The organism is Chitinimonas naiadis, assembly GCF_054780835.1.
Genome location: NZ_BAAGVO010000002.1, coordinates 586,287 through 609,447 on the forward strand (window position 1 = coordinate 586,287; position 23,161 = coordinate 609,447).

The following is a 23,161-nucleotide window of genomic DNA, read 5'->3' on the forward strand; positions in this document are numbered from 1 at the left end:
CCCGGGCAGGAAAAAGCAAAAGCCGGCAATCGCCGGCTTTTTTGCGTCCAATCCCTGTGGGGATCAGGGCATGATCTTGAAAGTACGCATCATCGGCGCAGCAGACTTCAAACCAAAATAGGTTTCAAAGACACGGGCCGCTTCGCCGCTGGTTTCAGATTCCACCAGCGCATCGTTCACCGCCTTGGCCAGACGCTTCTCACCCTTGCGGATACCCACTGCATAGACTTCAGAGGCGATAGGTACATCGGCCACTTCATAGTCCTGCTTGTTCGGCAGCTTGGCCAGGTTGCCCAGCAAGGTAGGTTCCGGGCCGGATACCGCCTCGCACTTGCCAGCGCGCAGGGCGTTGAAGTCCTCGGTGTAGTCGGCCAGTTCCAGGATGGTCACGCCGGTCGACACATTGCGCAGATAGCTGGCATTGGTCGCACCCTTCGGCACGCACACCGTCATCTTGTCCAGTTGCAGCAGGTCATGGAACTTGCCCTTGCCGGTCAGCAGCTTCTGGGTGGCAACAAAGTAACCCAGGCTGAAATCCACTTCACGCTCGCGCTCCTTGGTCTTGGCAAAGGTCGCCATCACCAGGTCCACACGGCCATCCTTGAGCGACGGAATCCGCTCGGCCGGGTCCAGCGTCTTGAAGACAGGCTTCACGCCCAGCTTCTTCGCAACATGCAGGGCGAACTCGATGTCGTAACCGGTAACGGTACTGGTCTTCTTGTCATAGAAGCCAAAAGGCGGAGAACTGTCTCGAACGCCAATGACAATCTCACCCTTGCTCTTGATCTTGTCCAGGTCATCCGCGAGGGCGGGGAGGGCAAACAGGCCGACGAGCGGCAACAGGTAATGTAGTTTCATCTTGGGTGTCTCCTTTGTTCAGTACATATAGCGTAGTAGTCACTGGTTGCCGTCCGGTTGGGAAGGCAGCAGCTTGTGGCGCGTAAAGGTAAGTTCGCGGCGCAGTAGTATAAATTAGAACATGGTTATATGACATCAGTATTGATTTGGGTCTAACTTCCGGCGGTAGCTTGCTCACGGTTTTGGTGGCATCCGGCGGGCCTTGATACAATCGCCGGTTCTGTCATGCCCTATCCAACCTCGGAGTTGCGTTGATGCTCACCGTCTATAACACCCTAGCCCGCGAGAAGCAGGTTTTCACGCCCATCGAACCTGGCCGGGTACGCATGTATGTGTGCGGCATGACGGTGTACGACCTCTGCCACATCGGCCACGCCCGCATGCTGGGCGCGTTCGACATCATCTACCGCTGGTTGCACGCCTCGGGTTACGAGGTCAACTATGTTCGCAACATCACCGATATTGACGACAAGATCATCAAACGGGCCGCAGAATCCGGCATCACACCCGAGCAACTGGTCGAACGCACCATTGCCGAAATGCACGCCGACCTGGGCCAGCTCTACCTCCTGCCGCCCACCCATGAACCCCGTGCCACCCAGCACGTCGGCGGCATGATCGCCATGATCGAAAAACTCATCGCCAAAGGCCGCGCCTACCCCGCCGCCAATGGCGATGTCTACTACGCCGTGCGCGAATTCGAAGGCTACGGCAAGCTCTCGGGCAAATCCCTGGACGACCTGCAAGCCGGCCAGCGCGTGGACGTAGACCCGCACAAAAAGGACCCGCTGGATTTCGTCCTCTGGAAAGCCGCCAAGCCGGGCGAGCCGCACTGGCACTCACCCTGGGGCGACGGTCGCCCGGGCTGGCATATCGAATGCTCGGTCATGTCAGAGCATCACCTCGGCAGCCACTTCGACATCCACGGCGGTGGCGAAGACCTCCAGTTCCCGCACCACGAGAACGAAATCGCCCAGAGCGAAGGCTGTCACGACCACACCTACGTGAACTACTGGATGCACAACGGCTTCCTGCAGTTTGCCGGCGAAAAAATGTCCAAGTCCCTGGGCAACTTCTTCGCCATCCGCGACGTCCTCAAACAGTTCGATGGCGAAGCCGTCCGCTTCCTCATCGTCCGGGCCCACTACCGCAGCCCGCTCAACTACTCGGAAGATTTGTTGCGCGACGCCAAGGCCAGCCTCGACCGCCTCTACACCGTCCTGAAGAAGACCCCAGCCAGCGAGCGCGTCGCCATCGATTGGCAAAGTGACTATGCCAAGCGCTTCAAGACCGCGATGGACGACGACTTCAATACGGCAGACGCAGTGGCCGTCCTGTTCGAAATGGCCAGCGAGATCAACCGCAATGGCTCGACCGAACTGGCCGGCCAGTTCAAGGCCCTGGCCAATATCCTCGGCCTGCTGCAACGCGACCCTTCGGAATACCTGCAAGGCGGCCCAGTGGCCGAAGGCGAATTCGGCGCTGAGCAGATCGAAGCGCTGATCACCGCCCGCCTGGAAGCGAGAAAAGCAAAGAACTTCGCCGAATCGGACCGCATCCGCGACGAACTGCTGAAGCAAGGGGTGGTCCTGGAAGATGGGCCGCAGGGGACGACTTGGCGGCGGCAGTAATCGCTTGGATCAACAAAAACCGCCTGAGGGCGGTTTTTTGTTGGGGTCGATATAAGTCAACGTTGCGCAATCTGAAGCGGTTGTTTTCGGCTCCATGTGGTTTAAGAGTGAGCGGTAGCCAAGCAGCATTTCGGACAAAGCGACCCATCACAGAATCAATACATTCTTGATTTTGAATGTCCGCTTTACTAATGCACTTCTACGTGAAAATCCCCAGGCATCACATGACTCTTGGTCACGGCCGCTCGGCGGCCTTCAACCAATCGGCTACGCTATTGACCCCTAAAGAAAGTAGCGCGTCTTGTATGACGACCACACGTTGCAGCATCTCACCATGGTCGGACTCTTCTCGTTCTTCTGCTTCAGCAAAGAGACGGGTCATTAGTTGGGTAAGGCTATCCTCATGGTCATCGAGATATGGCCTACAATGGCTGACATAAGCAAGATAAATCTCGGTGGCCGCCAAGGCTTGCTCCGGATAATGCTGGGAGGTTGCATTAAGCCATGCGTGAAATCCGAAGAGGCGATGATGCTTTTTCTCTTTATCGATATTATTTTTGAATACATCAAAGCAATGTCGAATCAGCTCTGTTGGAACTGAAACCACTGCTGATTTGTCACGAAAAAGATGCCCCATCTGTTCCGCTACCGTTTCGGCATGAGTAACACCAGCATTCAAACCCGCATTCAAACCGGAAAGGCATTGTTCCCGGTGCTGCTGGATGTTTTCCAAATTTGTCCAAACGGTGGCCGCCCCCTGCCAAGCCTCCATTTTATTCAGCGCATTTAAGTCCTCCAATAATTCGGCAAAGTCGATTTGCCGAGTCATGGTTGCTAGCGCTGAAATGCGTCCCCATGTCTCTAGGTCGTTGTAGCTTCCCTCGCTATAAAGGCGCGTCAGTAAAGGCCTCACTACTTCAAAGTGACTGTGGTAGGCGTAATAAAGGCAGGGCTCCGCGATTTCCCAAAGCCTGTCTGCATCCTGCATGGCGAGGTGGAACAAATTCCATCCCAGATCAAAATCTTTACTTTGCAAATACGGCAAACGGCGCAGGATCAGCGAACGAATCGCAGGGTGCTCGTCATTGGCAAAACGGCGCAAGGTGGGCGCTAATAACTCAGGAAATTTATCTCCGTGCTCGTAAAGGTTATTCGCCAGAATCATCAAGCCTTCGACAACGACACCCTTCATCATATTGATACCCAAGGAGATCAAATCGACGTTGTCCCCTTTGATGGGATCGTCTTCATGAAGACCTACAAAGCCCACAGCAAGAAAAATCAACCGCTCGGCGTTCTGCGCATCGTATATGACGTTGGAACAGGCTTTCAGAGCTTTGGCTGAGGAGTGTCGGCGTTGCCAATACCTCGGATGCCTTTCCAGTTCATCAAGAATCTGCCTCGCCAAGAAAGAAGCGTCGGGCTCGTCGATCGGTTCCCATGTGCAGTTGGCTTGCAAGTTGCCATAACGATGAGAGAGGTAGGTAGCGGCACCATCCATGATGTCGTCGCGGAACCGTTCTGGAATGTCTTCCCAATGGATGGGTAACAAACTCAGGAATCGTATGGGGTGACGAGAAGAGGCCTCTTGCAGTTGCCAGCCAACCTCGCGCTCACCACCGACCAGAAAATCGTCGAAATTACGGTCATACTTGGAGTAGTGTGACAACAAGCGCAATACTCCGTCATTACTTGAACTTAGGAATATCTCATATGAGAATGGCGCTCTTACTACACCACCACGCATATGAATATTCGGCTGCCTAATCAGCGCGCCTGCCTTGCTTTCATATTCATCCATCACCGCATGAGATGCGGGTGAGCGGAGATGGCACGGAATTGTGACAATCAGCTCTGCTCGTTCCTTCAATATCAAGAAATGGTGATGTTCATTAGCAAGTTTTTCTTCCCGCACACGCAAGATGGTTGCCATCACAGCGTCTTGATTTTCGGGATCAAGGAGCGAGAATGCCGATTGAATCAATGTCCCCAATTCGTAGGAAAGCGAAAACTCCAGTAAGTTTTTATCGCATAACATGCGTCCAATTAACTCAACGTTTGCTTCAGGTGACGCAGCGCAAGCGAGGATGCCGAAGTAAATCAATGCTCCTTCGTGACTAGAACACAGATGTTCACAATTAATTCTCCACCAGTCTGAGTTTATTTTTGCGTGATGATGGATGGCGGCCTCCATTGCATCAAGCAGAACATTCATACTGTCCGTGTGCCTAATATCTCTTAGGCTATGAGTAACTTCGAATGAGGTTTTGTCCAAGAATCCATATCGGTAGCCAATGCGGCTTTTGCCATGACGGGATAAGCGAACCTTGCTCCAACGTTCAATCGAGTCCAAAGCCAAATCCAGTAATGCCGTGGATTGCTTCATGCGTTGATAAATGAAATTACCCTTCTGATCGCCGAACTCATGTGCATGGCAACGCAATTTCTTTTCGAAGCCGAACTCCAAGAGGTCTTTATCGCTAATTTCACCTGCTATATATCGCCAAAGCATGGCATCGTCAGCAGCACCTGCTACCACGCAACTCGCTATCTTTTTTCCAAGGAAACTGTGCTCGGAGTGCGATAGTTTGAGCAACCGTTCCAGCAGGGGAACAATCAGTGAAAGATTTTCGGATGTGATGTCAGGCAGTTGGAACCTCAGTTGATCAGCAATGCTAGTACTGTCCAGCCAATCCAATGACAGAGCTTCAATCCATAGCGCAAGCACGCTGGAGGCATCTTCGTTTACCCATTGTGCGATTCGATAAACATGCCTTGTCATTCCTTCGGCATTTCGTTCACTCATCAAGTCTGGAACCAGATGCTTTAACCAGAAGTGGTGCCACTCAATTGTTCCGGCACCATAGATCACCTGAAACACGTCGCGATGGTTATCGAGCAGGTCGCGTATCAATAACCAGTCCTCATCCTGCGGCTTTTGTTCCGCAAATGATTCAGCAACCAAGCGCCTAATGTGAAAGGCTGCGTTACCCTTTAACACGGTACGTATTTGCTTCCTGAATTCGCGGCGCTCGCCCAGCGCCAACTGGGCGACAAAACTACGAATGCTGGGCCGAACGAAAGGAACGGGCGGCAGCCCCTGAATGAATCCATTTAGCGTAACGCCACTGCGCACTGCTGCACTGATGACCAGCACATCCAGTAATGTCTGATGCCCAAACGTCAGCTTCCCATCCTGGGTTTCTTGCAACACATTGAGGCTGCAAAGCGCCAGTAGAACTTCATGCGATGCGCCGAAGCGTTGATGCGGCACCAACAGGCTGCGTGAACTCAGCATTTCTAAGGCAACTGCTTCGATCGCTTGTATTGCCTTATCCCCCAGCGCTTTGTTGGCTCGTACGATGGTATCGAGATAGCGTTGCGACAAAGCTTGGCTGGTCACCACGTTGAAGCTGCCTTCTCGTTGCGCCAATTCGACGAACAATGCTAGTTCGCGCGGATTCCTTATCAGCTCACGAGTAACCGAATCGATGGAGGCCGTAGCAATCCCCAGAGTACCGAGCAGGGGCACAATTTCGGCATCCCAGGCCAAAGGCTGGCACTTCAATTCGCAATCCCATTTCTTTTCGGCAATTCGACGGTCGTAATGCCTGTCAAAGTCGCGGCAGGCAGTAACCACGGAGACATTGGGAATCAATAGTAAGCGGTCTATCTGTGCCAAAAAGTAGGTCAGCACGCGATGGTCGCGAGCGATGGACAGCACATCAAGGGAATCAATTATCACGACTACATGTGCGCTTTCAGCCAGACGGGCGGCTTGTTCTACCCAGTGTTCAGACAAGCCTTGGGATTGTCGATCTTGCGCCGTAGCCAAGTCGGCGAATTCGCGCGACTGAATGAAAATCGGCGCAATGTCTGAACAGATTTGTGCGCGTTGCTCCAATGTCTCTTGCAACGCGAGCATCACACAAGTCTTTCCAGAACCTGGCAGCCCGGTGAGCAATATGGAACGCTTCTTTGCATTGATGGCGGCAACTAGCTCATTCACCACCGGACTGGGAATACACTGCCCCGCAATGTCTCTTCGCCACGATCTACCGATAACTGAGGTGCCGGTAAACGACAGGCGCACTTCGGTAAGGTCCATAGGTGGAACCAACGTGGCTCCAGCCTTACTAAGAATGGCCTCAATGTCGTCTTTTGTTAAACGGTACCGTGTAGCGGATGTACTACCGCCGCCCATGCGCCCCCCGAGTTGATCGAGTTGTATCCACAGGGCACTGAATGCAGCATCCGGATTGCTCGCCATGTTGCGCAAGCGTTCGTTAAGCAAATCGACCATGCGTCCCAATGCATCAGTAGCCACAAATTGAGTACGCTGCAAGAATTCGAAGGCAGAAAGGTTTGAGGTAGAAGCAGCAAGCCGTGCAGCCAAGGTCGCATCTGTTGCTTGGTGCTCCTTGCCTAAACTCGTTTGGTAACTGGCTTCATTATTCTGAGTCGAGCTGTGCTCTCTCAATTTCGCGAGGTCGCCAAAATTGTTACGTGAATAGAAGCGCACCTCGGCGTTCTGATTCGTGCTTAGTAAGCTAGATGCTTTATCCAACTCGTCTGCGAGGTCAGCTATTGACCATGCTTTGAAATCGGTCTGATTCTTTTTGCACTGACATGCAATCAGTGTGCCATCGGCTTTGCCGACTACTACATCATCCACCGAGTACGTTATTGAATCGATTTCAAGCCAAAGGAAGTCTGGATCGTTCAGGACTGTCAAAGCCCAATCAAATGCTACAAGTGTCTGATAACCATCACCCCGGTTGGAACGAATACCTGCAATGCTCATCTATTGACTCCTATTGGAATGCATACATCCCCTTGTGACGAATACGCACTAGATTTTGACATGGGGTTTGCCAAGTATTCATATCAGACAACCTTGAGCAACCGGCCCCCAAAATTTGCCTTTATTTCCAAAAGCGGACACAGGTATGGAGTGGCATTTTCGTTGTCTGGCTACCAAGAGCAAGCACCGGTCATTCAACGTGACCGAGCTGACTTTCCGATTCTGGGCCAGAGAAGTCCTAGACAAGAGATCGGGCTTACTAGCGATATTCGGCGCTCAATTTTGTTTGTGCAGGCCAAGCCCGTCTCAATCAAACACCAAATGCCACAAACACCGTACCGCCTCACAAGACGGCGCCACCGCCGCCAAGGCTTCCGCACTCGGCGCCGTGCCATTGAGCCGCGCCTTGTGCTGCAGATTGCGTAGCTGCCGGTAAGCCTCCTGGGCGTCCTGCGCCAGATTGGCGGGGATCAGCCCGGCCTCGGCCGCCGCCTTCAGCAAGGCGATATTGCCGCTATTGGCCAGCAGCTCGGGCAGCCGGTGCGCATAGGCCAGCACCAGGTACTGCACGATGAACTCCACATCCACCAAACCGCCACGGCAATGTTTTACGTCATCCGGGGCGGCGGGGTGCGTCTGCAACATCTTGTCGCGCATGGCGACCACCTCTTCAGCCAGCTTGGTACTGTCGCGGCGCTCACTCAGTATGGTGCGGCGCACGGCCTCAAAGCGGTCACCCACGCGCCGGTCCCCGGCGGCGTAGCGGGCGCGCGTCAAAGCCTGGTGTTCCCACACCCAGGCGTCCTCGCGCTGATAGTGCTCGAAGGTGTCGGTGCTCGAAACCATCAGGCCGGATGCCCCATTGGGCCGCAGCCGCAGGTCGACTTCATACAGGGCACCGGCAGCGGTGGTGGTGCTCAGCCAGCTCATCAGGCGGCGTGCCAGCTTGGCGTAGAGTTCAGCGGCATCCGGGTGGTCGTCGTCATAGACAAAGATCAGGTCCAGGTCCGAACCGTAACCCAGCTCCTTGCCACCCAGCTTGCCATAGCCGATCACAGCGAACTGGGCCTGGTCGCGATGCCGGCCGCTGAGTTCCGCCCAGGCACGCTCTAGCGTGACAGAGAGCACCAGGTCGGCAAGGTCGGACAAATGGTCCGATAGGGTAGTCAGCGAGAACTGCCCAGCCAGGTCCTGGGCACAGAGCCGGAAAACCTGTTGGTGCTGAAAGTGCCGCAACACATCCATCTCGGCTTCGGTATCGCCCTCGTGCAGCGCGAGTTCGGCGCGCAATTGCTCGCCCAGCTTCGGCAGATCGGGCGGGGTGTAGAGCAGGCGGGCATCGAGCAGTTCGTCGAGCAAGATAGGATGGCGGTGCAAATAGTCGGCCACCCAGGGGCTGGCGCTATGCAGCGCGGCCAGCCGGCTCAGGGTCTGCGGGTGCTCGGCCAGCAGCGCCAGATACGATTCGCGGCGGGCGATGGCATCAAGAAAGCGCAGGATGCGGCTGAGGGTTTCGTCCGGGTTGGGCTGGCGCGCGCAGACCTCTACCAGCGGCGGGATCAGGGCGTCGAGCCGGCGCCGGCTCTTGTCAGCCAGCGTCTGGTAGCGCCCACCCTGGGCAATGGCCGCCAGCAGCCGCTCCATCTCGGCAGGCTGGTGGTAACCGAGTGCGGCCAGCTTGTCCTGGCCGGATTGCCCTTCCGCAATGCCCAGCCATACGCCGGCCAGCGGATGCACCGCATCGCCCTCGGCCTGGGGCAGAGCAAAGACCTGTTCAAAGTGACGGGAGACAGTAGTCCGGTGCCCATCCAGTGCAGACTGAAACGCAGTCCAGCCCAGAAAACCCATGCTTTCGGCAATCAGCAGGCGGTCTGCCTCGTTGCTCGGCAGCATCTGGGTCTGGCCGTCGTCCAGGTACTGCAACCGGTGCTCCAGATCACGTAAGAAAACATACGCCGCCGTCAGCTCCGCCACGGTGATGGCCTCCAACTGCCCCATGCTCACCAGCTCGCGCAGGACTTCCCGGGTCGGGCGGATGCGCAGGGCAGGGCGGCGACCGCCACGGATCAACTGAAACACCTGGGCGATGAACTCCACCTCGCGGATGCCGCCGGGGCCAAGCTTGATATTGTCGGCAAAGTCGCGGCGCACCACCTCGCGCTGGATCTGGCCGTGCAGATCGCGCATCGAGGCATAAGCCCCGTAGTCGAGGTACTTGCGGTAGACGAAGGGCGTGACCAGTTGCATCAGGCCGTTGGCATCGCCCCCCAGGCCGTTTTCACCGGTGATGGCGCGGCCCTTGATCCAGGCATAGCGCTCCCATTCGCGGCCCTGGGTCAGCAGGTAGTTCTCGAGCGCAGCAAAGCTGGAGACCAGCGGGCCGCTGTCGCCAAAGGGCCGCAGACGCATATCGACGCGGAATACAAAGCCGTCGGCGGTCACGTCATGGATCAGGGCGATCAAGCGCTTGCCGGCACGGGCGAACCATTCATGGTTGGAGATCGCGCGGGGGCCATTCGTCTCACCGTCCTCCGGGTAGACAAAGATCAGGTCGATATCGCTGGAGACATTGAGTTCACGGCCACCCAGCTTGCCCATGCCAACGACGATCAGGCGCTGCACTTCGCCGCTGTCGGCACCAATCGGCTCGCCGGTGCGCTCATCCGGCCGCGTCACGCATTCCAGCGCGGCCAGGATCGCCACCTCGGCCAAGTCGCTAACGGTGCTGATCACTTCATCCAGTTGGGCCAGGCCCAACAGATCACGGCAGAACACCCGCGCCATCACAGCCTGGCGCAGCTTGCGCAGGGCGGTCTTGAGGGTGGCGTCATCGGCGCCCGCAGGCAGCATCGCCTCCATCGCCGCACGGCTGAAAGGCTGGTCAATCTGCGCTTCAGTACTCGATTGCAGCCCGGCCTGCGCGGAGAACAAACGCTGCAGGTAGCGGCTATGGCGTACGGCGGGGGCGAGGCGTGTGGTCATGGGGAGGGCTGGCGTGCCTGCATCAAGGCGGCCGCGCTGGTTGGAATCACCTCCATCATAGGGCGAGGCTCACCCGCTGCGGAAGCACTGCATGCAGGCCGTGCTTTGCCGCAGGGCCCGGTACAGCAAAAAGGGCGTCTTGCGACGCCCCGTTTGGCTGCGCTGGGTCAGGCTACTCACTCGTCGATATCGTCCAGCCGGTCGATGTGCTCATTCTTGGCAAACTTGCGATAGCAGTGCCTGATTGCCCGGTTGGCGTTGCCTGGCAGCACGAGGGTGGCGAACACCGCCATCTGCTCACTGTCGTGCCACGGAAGTCGAGGTCGCTTGTATAAATAACTAGGGGCAAGCGGTACAAACTGGGATCTGCCCCCGGAACCGCATCGGCGGATGGCGGGTCTATCCTGATAAGGCGGAGTAGCGGGGGCAGGGCGGCCTTGTGGCAAAAGTGTCAACCGGCATAAACAGCCAAGACGGCTCATGGCGACCCCGCTAGAATCCGAGCCCTTTCCATCCCCTTGCGTGTGCCTCCGCGGGCATGTTCCGTCTTGATGTCGACAGCCCGTCCCCGTTCCTACTCCGAATACCTCGCGCCCTTGCGCCGCCTGTGTTTTAGCGTGCTGCACTGGCACGGCCGGCTACTGGTCTGGCTGCTGGGCGCCTTCCTGCTGGTCTGGCTGGGGGCGTCCGCCTGGTTGCAGTGGTGGTTCTTCCCGCATCTGGAGAGTTATCGCCCCAAGTTGGTCGCAGAACTGAGCCAACGCGCAGGCCGTCCGATCGAGATCGCCAGTATCGACGGTGGCTGGCACGCGGGCCTGCCCTATCTGGCCTTTCAGGGGCTGAAGCTCAAGCACATGGACGGCCGGCCCGCGCTCTCGCTGGACAAGGTGGATGCCACCCTGGCCTGGTGGCCCCTGCTGATCGGCGAAGTACGTTTCGCCCGGCTCACGCTCCACCGGCCGACCCTGGCGCTGACGCGTGATACCGACGGCATGATCCGCCTGGCAGGCTTGCCCCTGAACGAGAAGGACAACAAGGACAGCACGCTGGGCAACTGGGTGCTGCGCCAGCACGACATCGCCATCGTCGATGGCACGGTGACCTGGCAGGACGCCGTGCAGGCGGCGCCGCTGCTGCGCCTGGACCATGTGGACCTGATGCTGGTCAACCAGCTGTTCGGTCACCACCGGGCGCAGATCGCCGCCACGCCGCCGTCCCATATCGCCGCGCCGTTCCGGTTGGACCTCAACTGGCAGGGCGACGACATGGCCCAGTTCGCCCAATGGCGGGGCAAGTTGGCGACCGAGCTGACCGATGTCGATCTCGCCGCCTGGGGGCAGTGGCTTCCCTATCCGGTCGAAGTGCGCCGTGGCCGCGGTGCCTTGCGCGTCGCCATCGATTTCGTCGGGCTGGCGCCGATGGAAATCGACGCCAGCCTGGCACTGCAGAAGACCAGCCTCCGACTGGCGCCCGAACTCGCCATGCTGGATCTCGATACGCTGTCAACGCGCGTCCGCTGGCTGAACGAAGGCAAGAAACGACAACTGACACTGAGCGAGATCAAGCTCAGCGCCGAGGGTGGCAAGCTATTGGATGGCAGCCACGCTAGCCTGCAACTGCAAGAGGCCGGCGGCGGTAGCGTGGAGATCGATGGCTTGACGCTGCCCACGCTGGCCAACCTGCCACCGGCAATCCCCTTGCCACGCGCACTGCGCCAACATCTGCAGGGCATGCAGCCCACCGGCCGTATCGACAAGCTGCGTGCCAGCTGGCAGGGTAACTGGCGTGAACCAGCCGGCTATGCAGGGCAGATGGCCTTCACCAGCCTGGGCTTGAATGCCCCAGCGCCCATGCCCAGCCTGGGGCCGCTGGATGGCGAGCTGAGTTTCGATGCCCAAGGCGGCAAGCTGTCGGTGCGCGGCCAGCGCTTCCGGTTGACGGCGGCGAATGTGTTTGAGGCCCCGCTGGCGTTCGATTCCCTGCGTCTCGCGGCGGACTGGACCCATGCCGGCAGCAACTGGACTGTCAACCTGCGCGATTTTGCCGCCAGCAATGTCGATATGGACGCTGCGGCAACCGCAACCTGGCGCTGGGCCGGCGAAGGGCAGGGCAACCTCAGCCTCAATGGCAAGGTTGGCCGCCTCGCAGCCAACAAGGTGGCGGATTACCTGCCGATCGAACTCGGCCCCGAGACGCGAGCCTGGCTCAAGGCCAGCCTGACCGAGGGCGAAGCGCGCGACGCAAGCTTTGTCCTGAACGGCCCGCTGGCCGATTTCCCGTTTGCCGATGGTAAAACCGGCGTTTGGGATGTCGCGACCAAGGTCGCGGGTGTCACCCTCGACTACGGCCCCGGCTGGCCCGCGCTCAAGCAGGTGGATGGCGACCTGCATATCAAGGGCAACCGTTTGAGCATCGCCGCCGCCGGCACCATGCTGGGGACGCGCGTGGAGCGCGCTGGCGCGCTGATCGAAGATCTGGCGCACAGCAATAGCGTGCATATCGACGGCGACGTAAAAGGCCCGAGCGCCGAGTTCTTCCGCTTTATCGCCGCCAGTCCGCTGGACAAGACGCTGGGTGGCCTGGGCAGCATGGCCAAGTCGGCAGGCGAGGGGAGGCTGGCGCTCAAGCTCGATATCCCCTTCGATAATGCCGATGCAACCAAGGTGGCCGGTACCTTCCGGGTAGCGGGCAATCGCCTGCAGATCAGTGATGCGATGCCTGAGCTGACCGACCTGAAAGGCGATGTCGCCTTCACCGAGCATGGCGTCAGCGCCAAGGGGCTGACGGCCCAGGCCCTGGGCGGCCCGGTACGGGTGGACCTGAGTACTGTAGCTGGCGGCACCGTACAGATTGCAGCGACGGGCCGCATGGACAGCAATGTGGCTGCCCGTCGTTATGCCGTGCCCTTTGCCGATCGCCTGAGTGGTAGCAGCGACTACAAGGTCAATGTCAGCCTGCCCAAGCAAGGCTGGCAGTTGGCGGTAGAAGCGCCGCTGCGCGAGTCGCGCATTGATCTGCCCGCGCCATTGGGCAAGAGCGCCGGAGAAGCCCGGCTGCTGAAGATCAATCTCGATGCCACCGACAAGTCCGAGCAGTGGAAGGTGGTGCTCGGCAACCAGTTGAATGTCGACCTCCTGCGCAGCCAGGGTGCCAGCGGCTGGCGCATCGAACGGGGCGAGGTCCACCTGGGCTCCGGCCTGCCCAACACCGCCAACCGCGGCCTGTGGCTGACTGCCAACCTGCCCGAACTGGCGCTGGACCCCTGGCTCCAGTTGCTGGACGGCGGCAAGGCCTCGGCCGATGCCCCGGCCCTGGCCGGCGTGGAATTGCGTACCGGCAAATTGCTGGTGGCGGGCAACCAGCTCGATGACCTGATGCTGCGTGCGGTACCGCAGGCAGACAATGCCTGGCAGCTCACGGCCAGCAGCAAGCAGATCGAAGGGCGCGCCGAATGGGCACCACAAGGTAAGGGACGGCTGCATGCCAGGCTGGCGCGTTTGATCCTGCCCTTGCCTGAGGCGGCACCGGGCGAAATCGGGCCAGGCGGTAAGACGGATCGGCAACTGCCTGCACTGGACGTAGTCGCCGAGGACTTCCGCTACAAGGGCCACGGCCTGGGCAAGCTTGACGTAAAGGCGCAACAGCAGAAGGAAAACTGGCTGATCGAGAGCCTGACGCTGGTGAATCCCGACGGACGGTTGGGCATGCAGGGCATCTGGCAGGCCGGCGGCGAGGATGGCTCGACCAAGGTCAAGGTCGACATTGATTCCGACAACGTCGGCAAGCTGCTGGGCCGTTTTGGCTACCCCGAAACGATGCGCCGCGGCAGTGGTTCACTCAAGGGTGAACTGGCCTGGCGCGGTTCACCGCTCTCGCCGGATTACCCCAGCATGAGCGGCAATCTGTCGCTAAAGGCCGAGAACGGTCAGTTCGCCAAGGTGGAGCCCGGGGTAGGCCGCTTGCTGGGCATCTTGAGCCTGCAGTCGCTGCAACGCCGGCTGACGCTGGATTTCCGCGACATCTTCAGCGAGGGTTTTGCCTTCGACCGTATCGAGGGCGATAGTAAGATTGTTCGGGGCGTGATTTCGACGGACAACCTCGTCATCGTGGGGCCTGCAGCCCAGGTGCTGTTCCGTGGAGAGGCCGATATCGCCAAGGAGACGCAGAAATTGCGCGTGCGTATCGTGCCGACCGTGGGCGACAGTCTGGCCGTGGGTGCCGGGGTGGCGCTGGCCAATCCGGCGCTGGCAGTGGGGGCCTTCCTGCTGCAGCGGGTACTGAAGGACCCATTCGGTCAATTGATCGCTTACGAATACGACATCACAGGTCGCTGGGACGATCCGCAGGCGGTGCGGGTCAGTTCACCGCTTGGCACGCTAGGCAGGTAACAGCGCATCAGGGCCACAAGAGCAAAGGAGTTCAACATGTCGACCCGAGCCCATAGCAGTCATAAAGCAGTCGCCGGCGCCCTCGACAAGGGCGGTTTGAGGGTGGCGGCAGTGCAGATGGCCTCCGGCCCGTCTGTGGCGGCCAACCTGACCGAAGCGGAAGTGTTGATCAAGCTGGCGGCCAAGCAAGGCGCCAAACTGGTGGTATTGCCCGAATATTTCGCCATCCTGGGACTGAAGGACACCGACAAGGTAGCCGTGCGTGAGCAACCCGGTCACGGCCCTATCCAGGATTTCCTGTCCAAGATCGCCAAGAAGCTCGGCATCTGGCTGGTAGGGGGGTCCGTGCCGCTATGGACCGAGGACCCGGCCAAGGTGAAGAACACCACTCTGGTATTTGACGACCAGGGCCATCAGGTCGCCCGTTACGACAAGATCCACCTGTTCGGTTTCGAGATGGGTGCGGAGAAGTACCGCGAGGAAGCAACCATCCAGGCCGGCGAAGACATCGTGGTCTTCGACTCGCCCTTTGGCCGTGTTGGTCTCGCGATCTGCTACGACCTGCGCTTCCCCGAGCTGTTCCGGCGCATGCAGCCGGTCGACCTGATCGTGGTGCCGGCGGCGTTTACCGAGACGACAGGGCGGGCGCATTGGGAGACGCTGGTGCGTGCCCGGGCGATCGAGAACCTGGCCTATGTCATCGCTTCCGCCCAGGGCGGCTTTCACCGCAATGGTCGCGAAACCCACGGCGACAGCATGATCGTTGATCCCTGGGGCATCATCCTCGACCGCCTGCCGCGCGGTTCCGGCGTGGTGGTGGCTGAGCTCGACCATGACTACAAGGCACGATTGCGGCAGAGCCTGCCGGCCTTGAATCATCGGGTCCTGACGTGCTGAATCCCGCTGTGGTCGCCGCCCTGTTGCTGGCGACCGCACTGGGTGCACAAGCGGCCTCACCGGCGCGCTATGGATGTAGCAAGCCGGTGAACGTGGCCTATATGCGCTTTGGCTTTCTGTACGGTACCGAGGTCGACGGTCGCCCGTTTGGTTTCGATGTGGATCTGATCGCGGAGCTGACCAAGCGGACTGGCTGCCGTTTCATTGCGCGGGAACTGTCGCGCGTGCTGATTTTCCAGGGCTTGCAGGAGGGCCAACTGGATATGGCCACGGCCGGCTTGCCGACCAGGGAGCGCGAGGCCTATTTGCATTTCCTGCCTTATCTTGTGTCCCGGAATCGCTTTATCCTGCCGAGAGAACTGTCTGCGGAGGTCCATACGCCCGACGAATTCCTGGCCCGTCCTGCGCTGAAACTCGGTGTCGTGCGCGGCTTTATTCACGGTGAGCCTTACGATGATCTGATCCGGCAACTGCGCGCAGCGGATCGGGTCATGGAGTCGCCGGATGTCGAGCAACTGTATCGCTGGCTGAAATTGGGCCGCATACAGGGCCTGATTTCCCACCCCATCGTCATGGATGCCCTGCTGGTCAAGTTCCAGTTGACTGATCGTGTTACGGTACGGGAATGGGCGAAAGATGCACCCGCCGTCATCGGCGGCCTGATGCTGGCACGCCGCCGTTTCAGCCCGGAAGCGCTGCAGCATTGGGATGAATTGCTGCGCGAACTGCGCCGCGACGGCACTATCGAACAATTGTTTGCCCGCTACGTCGATGCCAAGACGGCCCGGGCGTTGACCCCTTTACCTTGAAGATGCCCACAATGACTAACAGCGCCATCGCGACTGCCGATCATTTCCTGTTGAGTCCTTATGAACTGGACGACGCCGCGCTGGATGGCGTGTTCGGCGAGATCATGTCGCATGAGGTCGACTACGCCGATCTGTATTTCCAGTACAGCCGGGCCGAAGGCTGGAGCCTGGAAGAAGGCATCGTCAAGTCGGGCAGTTTCAATATCGACCAGGGCGTGGGTGTCCGCGTGGTCAGTGGCGAGAAGACGGCCTTTGCCTATTCGGACGATATCAGCCTGCCTGCCTTGCAGGCGTCCGCCCATGCCACGCGTGCCATCGGCCGACAAGGTGGGCATGGTCGGGTCGGTTCCCGCACCCTGGCGCCGGTGCAGTCGTTGTATCGGCCGCTAGACCCGATCGCCAGCCTGGCGGAAGCCGACAAGGTTGTCCTGCTGGAACGACTCGAGACTTACGCCCGGAGCCTGGATACGCGGGTGATCCAGGTCATGGCGAGCCTCGCCGGTGAATACGAGGTGATCTACGTTGCCCGCCATGACGGCCATCGCGCTGCCGATGTACGACCGCTGGTGCGGGTAGGGGTGCAGGTGATCGTCGAGCAGAACGGCCGGCGTGAATCCGCCCATGTGGGCGGTGGCGGACGTTTCGACTACAGCTATTTCACAGACGAAGTCCTGCAGTCTTACGCCCGAGAGGCGGTTCGCCAGGCACTGGTCAACCTGGAGGCGCGTCCCGCGCCGGCCGGCGAGATGATGGTGGTGCTGGGGAACGGCTGGCCTGGCATTCTGCTGCATGAAGCCATCGGCCATGGCCTGGAAGGGGATTTCAACCGCAAGGGCAGCTCGGCCTTTGCCGGTCGGGTAGGCCAGCGCGTGGCCGCCAAGGGTGTGACCGTGGTGGATGACGGCACCATTCCGGATCGGCGCGGCTCGCTGAACGTGGACGATGAAGGCAATCCGACCCAGCGCACCGTGCTGATCGAGGACGGCGTGTTGCAGGGCTACCTGCAGGACAGCCTCAACGCCCGCCTGATGGGCGTGGCGCCGACCGGCAATGGCCGTCGGGAGAGCTATGCCCACATCACCATGCCGCGCATGACCAATACCGTGATGATGAATGGCGATAAGACACCGGAAGAAATCATCGGCTCCCTCAAGCGCGGCCTGTATGCCGTGCAGTTCGCGGGTGGCCAGGTCGATATCACCAGCGGCAAGTTCGTGTTCTCCGCCAGCGAAGCCTATTGGGTGGAGGACGGCAAGATCCAGTACCCGGTCAAGGGCGCGACCCTGATCGGCAACGGGCCGGACGTACTGACCCGCGTCGGCATGATAGGCAACGACCTGAAGCTGGACGCCGGTGTCGGCACCTGCGGCAAGGAAGGACAGAGCGTGCCGGTCGGCGTGGGCCAGCCCACGATCCGTATCGATGGCGGCCTGACCGTCGGCGGTACCGCATGAGTGTGCGCCTGATCCCCATGGAGGAGGCGGGGTTCGCTGCTTTCCAGGCCTGGAGTACGCCGGCCTACGCCGTCAGCAATATCAAGTCCGGCCGCTGGACCGAGGCCGAAGCCCCGGCCAAGGCCGCGGCGCAGGTTGCCCAGTTGCTGCCGCAGGGGCTGGCGACGCCGCATCACTACTTCTTTGACGTCGTCACCGAGGAAAGTGGCAAGGTCGGGGTACTGTGGTTCGCGTTGAACCCGACCGCCAACGGCCCGCAAGCCTGGGTGTACGAGATATTCATCGACGAAGCCCATCGCGGCCAGGGCCTGGGCCGGGCCGCCATGATGGCGTTCGAAGCGGAGGCCTTGCGCCTGGGGGCCGTCAGCCTGGGCCTGAACGTGTTTGCCTACAATGAGCCCGCCGCCGCGCTGTATCGCAACCTCGGCTATTCGCCGACCGCCGTGCAGATGGCCAAGCCCCTGGTCCCCTAGGAACCACCACCTCTTCCTGTGGGATGGAAAACACCCACCGTAGGGCGCAATCCCCGAAGGGCATTACGCCGTATTGACGGGCGTCTCAAGCTAACCCGGCAACGACGCCCCATGGAATGTGCCGGCAGGTTGGGTTGAGTGCAGCGAAGCCCAACGGGGTCCCTCGACAAACCTCATGCAAAGTCACTCCCGAGAGTTGATGAGACGCCCACCGGCCGTTCCGAGCTGCGAGCTGAAATTCCTCGCCCCGCCCCATTAAACGACATTACCCCCACTATCCTGTCGCATTCCCGTCACACCCATCAACAGCCTGCATTGGCGATTCCCTCCCCTCGGTTGCAACACGACAACAACCACGGTCGCCCCCGATTGCAATCGTCATCGACTCACGATAAACAGTGGATTGTGCAGCGCACAAAGCCCATAAGGCCACGCTGCACGGAGGCAACACGGCACCTGCTTATCACCAGGAGCGCGCCATGTCCGCTAATGAATTTGCCAATCCTGACCTGCTGCTGGTCAGCCAGTTGCACGAGGTCGATGCGGGCGCCATGCTCGCCCATCTGCTGCGGCTGAATGAAGTCGACCGCACCCAGCGCTTCGCCCAGGCCGTCAGTGACCGCGTGATCGAGGATTACGTCGCGCGGCTCGACTACGCGCGTGATAGCCATTACGGCGTCTGGGCCGCCAGCGACGAGGGACGCGCGCTGATCGGCCTGACCCATCTGGCGGTCGATCCGCAGCGCCGCGTTGCCGAGATCGGCGTGAGCGTGGAGGAGGGCTACCGCCGCCGTGGCATTGCCGGCCGCATGCTCAAGCGTGCCATCCTGCATGCGCGCAACGATGGCGTGGCCGAGGTCGTCATGTACTTCCTGCCCTACAACACCGAATTGATCGAGCTGGCGCGTACGCAAGGCATGCGGCTCAGTGTCGGTAATGGGGAAGGGATCGCACGCCTGGCCGCCCATGGGCCGTCAGCCGGTAGCCTGACGGCGGAATGGCTGGAGACCCTGGGCGAGCTGACCACCCGCAGCCTGCAACACCTGGCCGAGGGGAGCAGCGAGGCCGGTGAGCGCCTGAAGCGGGCGGCGAGGGCGGACTAGCGCTCAGCCCGCGCTCTGCAGGCGACGCATGGCGGCATCGAGGCCTGCCGGCGTCAACGGAAACATGCGGTCCCCCATCAGTTCCCGCGTCATTCGCAACGATTCGGTGTATTCCCAGTAGTTTTCCTCGACCGGATTGAGCCAGACGGCAGAGGGAAAATGATCCAGCAGCCGCCGTAGCCAGACCTGGCCGGCTTCTTCGTTCATGTGCTCGACCGAGCCACCGGGATAACTGATCTCATACGGGCTCATCGTGGCGTCGCCGACGATGATCAGCTTGTAATCACTGGGATAGGTGTGCAAGAGGTCCAGCGTAGCCAGCCGTTCGCTGTGACGGCGACGGTTGTTGCGCCATACCGATTCATAAAAGAAATTGTGGAAGTAGCAGTGCTCCAGGTGCTTGAACTCGCTGCGCGCAGCGGAGAACAAGCCCTCGCACACCTCGATGTGGTCATCCATGGAGCCGCCCACATCCAGGCACAGCAATACCTTGACCGCGTTATGCCGCTCATGCGCGAACTTCAGGTTGAGCCAGCCACCATTGTCGGCCGTCGCCCGTATCGTGCCGTCGAGGTCCAGTGTGTTCGCTTCGGCCTGCCGGGCAAATTGCCGCAGCCGGCGCAGGGCGACCTTGAAGTTACGGGTGCCCAATTCGCGGCTATCGTCAAAATCCTTGAATTCGCGCTGGTCCCAGACCTTGACCGCCCGGCGATGGCGGGATTCCTGCTGGCCGATGCGTATGCCTTCCGGGTTGTAGCCATAGGCGCCAAACGGGCTGGTGCCGCCGGTACCTATCCATTTGTTGCCACCCTGGTGGCGCTCCTTCTGCTCGGCCAGGCGCTCCTTCAGGGTCTGCATCAGCTTGTCCCAGCCCAGGCCCTTGAGTTGTGCCTTTTCCTCTTCGGACAGTTGCTTCTCGATCAGCTTGCTCAGCCAGTCCTCCGGTATGGCGGTTTCCAGCTTCTCCAGCAGGGTTTCCACCCCGTGGAAGTAGTGGCCGAACAACTGGTCATAGCGATCGAAGTACTTTTCGTCCTTGATCAGCACCGTACGGGACAGGAAGTAGAACTCCTCCAGGCTGCCACTCACTACGCGCGCATCGAGTGCCTCCAGGAGGGTCAGGAACTCCTTGACCGAAACGGGCAGCTTGGCGTCGCGTAGTTGGTAGAAAAAATCGATCAGCATGGGGAAGGCACAGTGAGACGGGGCGACCCATTTTCGCCGGTATGTCCTGCGCTGTCACCGGCACGCGCCCAAGAGGCTTAACTTTACGGCGGCATTGTTCAATAATGAGACTTATTTCCATTTGAAACCTGCCATTACCCATGTCTATCTGTCCCCTTTCCCGACTCTGCCTTTCTCTGCCCGCGCTCGGTCTGCTGGCCGCTTGTGCCGGCCTCCCGGCCCAGCCCTCCCGGGCCCAGCAGCTCGACACGGCCCTGAAGGGCCGCTCGCTGGTATTGCTGGGTGAGGTACATGACAACGCCGGCATCCATCAGGCGCGCTTTGAGGCAATCCAGCGCGCAGTCCAGCAGGGCTGGCGACCGGCGATCGCCATGGAGCAGTTCGACTATGAACGGCAGGCCTTGATCGACGAAGCCCGCAAGCAGCGCCCCGGCGATGCCGACTATCTGATCCAGCAGGCCGCCCCGGCGAAGAACAGCTGGAACTGGACCTACTATCGGCCCGTCATCGCACTGGCACTGCAGTACGATCTGCCTATTGTCGCGGCCAACCTCTCGCGTGCCGATGCGAGCAAGGTGGTCAAACAGGGCTACGGCGCTGCCTTGCCCGAGGCCTTGATCAGCCGTGTCGGCCTGGATCGCCCGGTGTCTGCCGATATCGTTGCCGGCCAGCGCGAGGCAATCGACAAGGGCCATTGCGGCCAACTGCCGGCCACCGTGCTCGATGGCATGGTCAAGGCGCAGATTGCCCGCGACGTGATCATGGCAGAGGTGTTGCGGCCCTATATCGACCGGGGCGCGGTCCTGCTGGCGGGTAATGGTCATGTCCGGCGCGACATCGGCGTACCGCGCTGGCTGCCGGGGACCGTGTCGGTCGGCTTGCTGGAGCAGGCCGATGCCAAAGCCTACGATCTTGACCAGGTTTATCCCGCCGCAACGCGGCCGGACCCCTGTGCGGCGTTTGGCAAGACAGCCAGCGCCGGCTAGCCTGTTGCGCGAGGGATACGGCGAGCCCGGCCGCCAGGCTGGGTTCGCGAGCGGTCTGTCGCGCTTTCCGCTATTTCGAGCAAACGCTCGACAGGCCCGAGGGTGGGTGCTTTAGAATGGCTGTTAGGACAAACGCCCAAAAAGTAGGCGGAGGACGACATGCAAGCCATATTCGAGCCCCACGACAGCCAGGCAGAGAAAGCCAGGCTGCAGGAACTGTTTGATCGCCAGCGAGCGGCCTACGCGCAGCAGCCTTATCAGGGCGAAGCGATCCGGCGCGATCGGCTGGCCCGCCTGCGCAAGATGCTGCTGCAGCATATGGATGACTTCTGCACCGCCATCTCGGCGGATTTTGGTCATCGGTCCGCCCATGAAACCCGCGCGTTGGATTTCATGCCCACCCTGTCCAGCCTGCGCCATGCCGAAAAGCACCTGCGCCGCTGGATGAAGCCGCAGCGACGTGGCGTCTCCATCTGGTTCATGCCGGCCAGCAACAGCGTGGTGCCGCAGCCCCTGGGCGTGATCGGCATCATCGTGCCCTGGAACTATCCTTTGCTGCTGGCTGCCCGGCCCCTGGTCTCGGCCTTCGCGGCCGGCAATCGCGCCATCATCAAGATGTCGGAATTCACCCCCCGCTTTGGCGAGGCGTTCCGGCAGGCGCTCAGCGAATATTTTGACGAAGCCGAGGTAGCCGTCATCAACGGAGGCGTCGAGGTAGCGCAAGCCTTCTCCGCCCTGCCTTGGGATCACCTGCTGTTTACCGGCTCGACCGCGGTGGGCAAGCATGTAATGCGGGCTGCATCGGACAATCTGACGCCAGTCACGCTCGAACTGGGTGGCAAGTCCCCGACCATCATCCACCGCGACTTCCCGCTGAAAACAGCGGCCGAGCGCATCCTCTATGGCAAATGCCTCAACGCCGGCCAAACCTGTGTCGCACCGGACTACGTATTGCTGCCGGAAGGCAAGGAAGCCGAGTTCGAGGCGGCAGCGAAACAGGCCGTGCAGCAATGCTATCCCGGCATCACCGCCAATCCGGACTACACCGCCGTCGTCAACCGGCGCCATCTTGAGCGCCTGCAGGGCTATCTGCAGGACGCGACAGAGAAGGGCGCACGGGTCGTCCCCTTGGCAGAGTGCGATCCGGCCAGCGGCAAGCTCGCGCCGACACTGGTGTTTGGCGCGACCGACGAGATGAAGGTGCTGCAGGACGAGCTGTTCGGCCCCATCCTGGTGGTGCTGGGCTACAAGGCGCTGGAGGAGGCGATAGCCTATGTCAACGCACGGCCCCGCCCCCTGGCCCTCTACTATTTCGATTACGACAACGCACGCATCTCGCAGGTGCTCGGCAACACCGTTTCTGGTGGCGTCGGCATCAATGAGACGGTGCTGCATTTTGGCCAGGATGACCTGCCGGTCGGCGGTGTCGGCGCATCGGGCATGGGCAATTGCGATGCAAGGGAAGGCTTCGAGACCTTCTCGAAGATGAAGCCGGTCTTTGCACAGTCCCGCCTCAATGGGGTGAAGCTGTTTCATCCGCCTTACGGCAAGCGTATCAATGCCTTGCTCCGATTGATGCTGCGCTGAGGGG

General features: G+C 60.2%; 13 protein-coding genes. 9 read left to right on the forward strand and 4 right to left on the reverse strand.

The annotated features are described in order from the left end of the window. Positions 1–63: 63 nt before the first annotated feature. Complete coding sequence (locus ACYVHK_RS05110) at positions 64–858, reverse strand: type 2 periplasmic-binding domain-containing protein (protein WP_460528274.1); 795 nt, start codon at positions 856–858, stop codon at positions 64–66. Between the two features lie 254 nt (positions 859–1,112). Here ACYVHK_RS05110 and cysS point away from each other — a divergent pair, with 254 nt between their 5' ends. Next, positions 1,113–2,489: a cysteine--tRNA ligase gene (gene cysS, locus ACYVHK_RS05115; protein ID WP_460528276.1), complete on the forward strand. Its 1,377-nt coding sequence runs from the start codon at positions 1,113–1,115 to the stop codon at positions 2,487–2,489. A gap of 235 nt (positions 2,490–2,724) precedes the next feature. On the opposite strand, the gene ACYVHK_RS05120 is transcribed toward cysS, so the two are convergent. Continuing rightward, positions 2,725–7,293: an NACHT domain-containing protein gene (locus ACYVHK_RS05120; protein WP_460528278.1), complete on the reverse strand. Its 4,569-nt coding sequence runs from the start codon at positions 7,291–7,293 to the stop codon at positions 2,725–2,727. A 306-nt stretch (positions 7,294–7,599) separates the two neighbouring features. Continuing rightward, positions 7,600–10,275, reverse strand: a complete 2,676-nt coding sequence (gene glnE / locus ACYVHK_RS05125; RefSeq protein ID WP_460528280.1) for a bifunctional [glutamate--ammonia ligase]-adenylyl-L-tyrosine phosphorylase/[glutamate--ammonia-ligase] adenylyltransferase — start codon at positions 10,273–10,275, stop codon at positions 7,600–7,602. Positions 10,276–10,826: 551 nt separating this feature from the next. Here glnE and ACYVHK_RS05130 point away from each other — a divergent pair. From ACYVHK_RS05130 to ACYVHK_RS05155, 6 genes are all read left to right on the forward strand, one after another. Then, the gene (locus ACYVHK_RS05130; protein ID WP_460528282.1) at positions 10,827–14,663 is read left to right on the forward strand and encodes a YhdP family phospholipid transporter; all 3,837 of its coding nucleotides are present in this window, start codon (positions 10,827–10,829) and stop codon (positions 14,661–14,663) included. A gap of 36 nt (positions 14,664–14,699) precedes the next feature. Next, positions 14,700–15,560, forward strand: a complete 861-nt coding sequence (locus tag ACYVHK_RS05135; RefSeq protein ID WP_460528284.1) for a carbon-nitrogen hydrolase family protein — start codon at positions 14,700–14,702, stop codon at positions 15,558–15,560. After that, entirely contained in the window at positions 15,554–16,369 is an 816-nt protein-coding gene (locus ACYVHK_RS05140) for a substrate-binding periplasmic protein (RefSeq protein WP_460528286.1), read from the forward strand. Before ACYVHK_RS05135 ends, ACYVHK_RS05140 begins: the two co-directional genes overlap by 7 nt. An 11-nt stretch (positions 16,370–16,380) precedes the next feature. Continuing rightward, complete coding sequence (tldD, locus tag ACYVHK_RS05145; protein ID WP_460528288.1) at positions 16,381–17,823, forward strand: metalloprotease PmbA/TldD family protein; 1,443 nt, start codon at positions 16,381–16,383, stop codon at positions 17,821–17,823. Beyond that, positions 17,820–18,296, forward strand: coding sequence for a GNAT family N-acetyltransferase (locus ACYVHK_RS05150; RefSeq protein WP_460528290.1), 477 nt, complete (start codon positions 17,820–17,822; stop codon positions 18,294–18,296). The genes tldD and ACYVHK_RS05150 overlap by 4 nt, the downstream gene beginning before the upstream one ends. 479 nt (positions 18,297–18,775) lie before the next feature. After that, complete coding sequence (locus ACYVHK_RS05155; protein ID WP_460528292.1) at positions 18,776–19,399, forward strand: GNAT family N-acetyltransferase; 624 nt, start codon at positions 18,776–18,778, stop codon at positions 19,397–19,399. Between the two features lie 3 nt (positions 19,400–19,402). On the opposite strand, the gene ACYVHK_RS05160 is transcribed toward ACYVHK_RS05155, so the two are convergent. Next, on the reverse strand, positions 19,403–20,584 hold the full coding sequence (locus tag ACYVHK_RS05160; protein ID WP_460528294.1) for a vWA domain-containing protein: 1,182 nt from the start codon (positions 20,582–20,584) through the stop codon (positions 19,403–19,405). 140 nt (positions 20,585–20,724) lie between these two features. On the opposite strand from ACYVHK_RS05160, the gene ACYVHK_RS05165 reads away from it, so the two are divergent. After that, entirely contained in the window at positions 20,725–21,570 is an 846-nt protein-coding gene (locus ACYVHK_RS05165; protein ID WP_460528296.1) for a ChaN family lipoprotein, read from the forward strand. Between the two features lie 159 nt (positions 21,571–21,729). Then, positions 21,730–23,157: a coniferyl aldehyde dehydrogenase gene (locus ACYVHK_RS05170; protein ID WP_460528298.1), complete on the forward strand. Its 1,428-nt coding sequence runs from the start codon at positions 21,730–21,732 to the stop codon at positions 23,155–23,157. The last annotated feature ends 4 nt before the right edge of the window (positions 23,158–23,161 follow it).

Bases quoted from the DNA above. Each gene is read 5' to 3' on its own strand.
- ACYVHK_RS05170 (WP_460528298.1), top strand. From the start codon at position 21,730: ATGCAAGCCATATTCGAGCCCCACGACAGCCAGGCAGAGAAAGCCAGG.
- ACYVHK_RS05165 (WP_460528296.1), top strand. From the start codon at position 20,725: ATGTCTATCTGTCCCCTTTCCCGACTCTGCCTTTCTCTGCCCGCGCTC.
- cysS (WP_460528276.1), top strand. From the start codon at position 1,113: ATGCTCACCGTCTATAACACCCTAGCCCGCGAGAAGCAGGTTTTCACG.
- ACYVHK_RS05160 (WP_460528294.1), bottom strand. From the start codon at position 20,584: ATGCTGATCGATTTTTTCTACCAACTACGCGACGCCAAGCTGCCCGTT.
- tldD (WP_460528288.1), top strand. From the start codon at position 16,381: ATGACTAACAGCGCCATCGCGACTGCCGATCATTTCCTGTTGAGTCCT.
- ACYVHK_RS05130 (WP_460528282.1), top strand. From the start codon at position 10,827: ATGTCGACAGCCCGTCCCCGTTCCTACTCCGAATACCTCGCGCCCTTG.
- ACYVHK_RS05120 (WP_460528278.1), bottom strand. From the start codon at position 7,293: ATGAGCATTGCAGGTATTCGTTCCAACCGGGGTGATGGTTATCAGACA.
- glnE (WP_460528280.1), bottom strand. From the start codon at position 10,275: ATGACCACACGCCTCGCCCCCGCCGTACGCCATAGCCGCTACCTGCAG.
- ACYVHK_RS05110 (WP_460528274.1), bottom strand. From the start codon at position 858: ATGAAACTACATTACCTGTTGCCGCTCGTCGGCCTGTTTGCCCTCCCC.
- ACYVHK_RS05150 (WP_460528290.1), top strand. From the start codon at position 17,820: ATGAGTGTGCGCCTGATCCCCATGGAGGAGGCGGGGTTCGCTGCTTTC.
- ACYVHK_RS05135 (WP_460528284.1), top strand. From the start codon at position 14,700: ATGTCGACCCGAGCCCATAGCAGTCATAAAGCAGTCGCCGGCGCCCTC.
- ACYVHK_RS05155 (WP_460528292.1), top strand. From the start codon at position 18,776: ATGTCCGCTAATGAATTTGCCAATCCTGACCTGCTGCTGGTCAGCCAG.